Origin of the sequence: Anaerobacillus arseniciselenatis, from assembly GCF_001865995.1 — a bacterium.
GTDB lineage: Bacteria > Bacillota > Bacilli > Bacillales > Anaerobacillaceae > Anaerobacillus > Anaerobacillus arseniciselenatis.
The window spans coordinates 1-3929 of the sequence record NZ_MLQQ01000031.1; the positions used below are offsets into that span (position 1 = coordinate 1).

The window sequence follows — 3929 nt, forward strand, 5'->3', positions numbered from 1 at the left end:
GTAGCCGAGACGGAGGGAGTAATCTCACTAAATGCTGAACACTTAATAACGTTTCGACAAGTGCAGTCAGTAACAGAAAGGTATAAAGAGATATTCGTGGATTATGAAAATTGGGATTATTCAGTAACAAATGAAAATTGGATAATAATTCTTGATAAAATACTAGACGCAGATAGGCGTTTTGCTTATTAAACAAACGGATGCGTTAATTCAAAAAGGATTAACGCTTTTTCTGTGGAATTTATTTACAAACGAAGCAGATTACTTCAATATGAAATAACAGAAAAAATATTTTGTACTGGGAGGATTAGTTTTGACAAAAAGGAATGTTTTGTTAGCTTTGGTGATATTAACTTTAATGTTTATTAGTTTCGAATGGATTGGCTTTACAAATTTTAAAGAGAAAACAATGCACCATTCAACGACTACTTCGGGATTAGTAATAAACAAAGAAGTCGATGAAAACTTTAACTACTATGTTTATCTCAATATTTTAGATGAAAAAAACGGAGGTACGAAAGAAATAAAAATTGTTGTACCATCAGAAAACCTGTGGAATTTAATTGAATTAGAAAGAGCATATTTTGTTGTTTATCAATGGAGTAATAATGAAACTCCACGATTGGAACAAATAGAAATTAACGATGAATTCAAAGAAACATATATGAAAGATAAATAGTATTCTTAAAGTAAACGAGATGCAAGAGTTGAAGAAGCTCTCTCTACTAGTATTGTGCTAAATCTGCTCTTTAGTAATAAAAGAAGTAAGAGGAGGTTAATATGAAGAAATCATATTATTGTATTATTTTTATCCTTATGTTGATGTTAGTGGGGTGTTCAAGTAAAGAAGATATTATTAACAAGGCTCAGGAGGAATTACCTTACGAAGTATTAGTTCCAAAATATATTCCAAATGGTTTAGGTTTATCATCTATGTCTTCTCTCTCTTTAGAAAGGGATTTTCTAAAGTTAAGATATGAAAGCGAAGATATTCAAACATACTTTAGGTTTAGTCAAGAACCTAATCGAAGATTAAATCCAAATCCCCAAAACTTAATAGAAGATGTTGAGAAAGGTATAGATCCATATGACGCGATTCCTGATACTGAATTGTTAGTAATAGAAGATTTTGTAGGACAGTTTCGAAGAAAAGGTGATGCAATTTCTTATAAGTTTTTTGTTAATATATCTAACCTAGAGGTTGATGAGTATACACGGTATGAATTTTATTCTGTCGGGATCAGTGAAGAGGATTTCCAAAAAATAATTTCATCTTTGGAATAATAGTTTAATGAACTAATGGGTAGCTTTTTTGTAACAACAGCAGATTATAGAAATGACTTTAAACCCTATAAAAGAAGAAAAGCTTTCTTCATATAAACTAAAAGATAATCAAGAAATTAGTAACAAATTTCTAATGGAAGTTATTGGTGAATTAGTAAAGATACTCTTGAACTAACGGAGTAGATAGTAAAATCTCAGGCTAATTGATGGAGTTCACTTTTATGCCCGAGCATTGTCTAAAATCCACTTTGGGGGATTTAAAAAAAATCAAGGATGTTGATGTAGTTATGAAAGATATTATTTTAGTTATAATCATCATCGCTCTAATAACCACACTAATTAGTGGGTGTGAACAGGGGGTTGGAGTGATAAGTCAAAACAAAAATATTGTAGAAATAAAAGATTTCCATGTGAAATCAGATTCTACAGAATTGGAGACATCGGCAAGAGGCACAGTATTTCTTAGCGGAGAAAAAGGAGAAGTGCCAGAACTTGCACAAATAGTTGTATTCGTTGAGGTAGATCCTGATGATTGGGGAGGAGTCGTTATCCATCTCTCTGATCAATGGAACATTACAAGCATAACTAGTAGTTTCCCCAATGATAATAACAACAGCCCATCCGTATGGACAACAGCTGATACACCTGATCATGGGTGGAATAAGTTTATAGAAATCGGAAGAGATCGTACTCGCTATTCTCCTACAGGAGGAGGAAAAGGAACCGTGATCATTGAGTTGGAAATTAATAAAGACACGTTAAGTACATCTGATGTATTGAGAATGGGTGTTGCGGTTGGGTCAAAAGAAAAAGATGGTGTAAGAATAGCAAATCCAGATTCAAAGGATATAGGGATACCTATTTCTATACCTTAGGAATATGGGGAAATTATTTTCTAATTAGGGGGTGTTATTTTGAAAAAGAATATTGCAATAATACTAAGTGTAATTTTTATTCTGATCGGTTGTTCCTCAGAGAAAGATAGAATAATTAATGAACTCAAATCTGAGGACGAAGAAATGTATATTATTGTAGTTTTTGCCGATGAATTGCCAGGTGGAGGGTATCAAAGTGACATCAGTAACGCCATAAGTGATGATTCATATAAAATATATGAAAACATTTCTGAGGTAGCGTATATTATTCTAGAAGGAAATTCCCACAAACATGACTACAAAAACACTTTACAAATAAATGAAACCCCCGAAATTTTTATTTTTGACAATAAAGGTATCGTTTTTAGAACAACTGAAATTGAGGAATTAGGTGGATTTTTTAAGTAACCTTTTTGAAATTATCGGAGCGATAGTAAAATCACGAGCTGTAATTAATTCAGCTCGTTTTTTCAATTTATAAACAAATAAAAAAGGAATTATGTTAATATTTAGTGGTAGAAAAAAATGTAAAATAAGTATAAGGATTGGTAATGGATGTTACATAAAAAAATAAGCTGGATTCAATCATGGCATCATATACAGCAGAAAGAGAAGCAAAATGGTGGAGTGTTTTTAGAAACAACAGACTCATTAATTTGGAAGGTAAAGATTAGCATCCAAAACACTGAAGTTGAGAACAAACCATTTAATTCAATAAAGCTAAATCGTAATAAAAATAATTGGGTACAGTGTTCAGTCGGCTATGATGAAGAAGTGAGCTGCTTATGCTTTTTTGGTGTTGGTGGTCCAGAAAATTTAGAAGAGATTATAGATATTTTTATATCATGGGTTGATAGGAATGAAATGTCTTCTTAAATTAACGAAAGCGATAGTGCAAGAAGCTGTTGCTACTGTTGTGCAAGTTTTGAAGTGAAATAAAATGGTAAGGGTGATTTAATGGAGGCGATTAAACAAGGACTGTTTCTATTATTCGTGATAATGATAATAGCGATATTCTTTTCTTTAGTAAGGTTGATAGTAAAACACTTTTTTGATGACTTTTATCAAAATCTCTACAAAAAATCTAATCGTTTATTCAAAAAAATTTTCGGAAGTAATTAGAGAATTAACATTACCAAGATAAAATATGTTGCATAATACTCTTCAAATAATGGGTGCATTACTGAAAAAAGGAGGTTCTCATGAAATTTATTTTGTATTGGAGGATATTCGTACTATTGGCATTGGTTTTGCTCTTTGTAACAGATGTAATTCAACTTGATATATTTTTATCTGTTATTGTAGGAATAATAGTTTTTTATGGGATTCCGACTTTGATAAAAATTACTCAAAACAAGAGTTGACGTTATTTAAGTAAGGGGGGCTTTAGTAAAAAAGGGGGAAGACGATTTGATGTCTAAATTCTTAAAAACAATGTTATTTTGGGTGCTAATATTTCCGATTTTGGCTACCGCTATTTCAATATTGATTACTTATTTCAGAGGTGCCCCTATTGAAGCAAGTTCTTATTTATCTAATTTGTTAGGGTTTGCAGTAGGTGGTATTGTCATTGGCTTTGTTATGTTTAACGTACAAAAATTAAAAGAGGAAAAATAATGCAATGATTATTTCATTAACGGAGGCGCGCGACAAGTTCTGTTATAAACGCTTTCCAGCGTGAAAATACAGGAAGTTTACTAGAAAAACTTCAACTTTACAACTGAGGATTGGAATGAAGGAACCAAGTTTCCTGAAACAATCCCATCAAGA

At 31.7% G+C, this 3929-nt stretch carries 7 protein-coding genes; all 7 read left to right on the forward strand.

What is annotated here, in order from left to right; genetic code table 11:
* Positions 1-192 (forward strand): hypothetical protein (locus BKP35_RS19860; protein WP_211274626.1); only part of this gene is annotated, 192 nt, incomplete at its 5' end.
* 121 nt (positions 193-313) lie between these two features.
* Positions 314-679, forward strand: coding sequence for a hypothetical protein (locus tag BKP35_RS12350; RefSeq protein ID WP_071313667.1), 366 nt, complete (start codon positions 314-316; stop codon positions 677-679).
* 101 nt (positions 680-780) lie between these two features.
* Positions 781-1284, forward strand: coding sequence for a hypothetical protein (locus BKP35_RS12355; protein WP_071313668.1), 504 nt, complete (start codon positions 781-783; stop codon positions 1282-1284).
* 365 nt (positions 1285-1649) lie between these two features.
* Entirely contained in the window at positions 1650-2159 is a 510-nt protein-coding gene (locus BKP35_RS12360) for a hypothetical protein (RefSeq protein ID WP_139192876.1), read from the forward strand.
* 39 nt (positions 2160-2198) lie between these two features.
* Positions 2199-2567 (forward strand): hypothetical protein, encoded by a 369-nt coding sequence (locus tag BKP35_RS12365; RefSeq protein WP_071313670.1) that lies wholly within the window; start codon positions 2199-2201, stop codon positions 2565-2567.
* A gap of 147 nt (positions 2568-2714) precedes the next feature.
* Positions 2715-3035 (forward strand): Imm53 family immunity protein, encoded by a 321-nt coding sequence (locus BKP35_RS12370; protein WP_071313671.1) that lies wholly within the window; start codon positions 2715-2717, stop codon positions 3033-3035.
* 537 nt (positions 3036-3572) lie between these two features.
* Positions 3573-3776: a hypothetical protein gene (locus BKP35_RS12375; protein WP_071313672.1), complete on the forward strand. Its 204-nt coding sequence runs from the start codon at positions 3573-3575 to the stop codon at positions 3774-3776.
* The last annotated feature ends 153 nt before the right edge of the window (positions 3777-3929 follow it).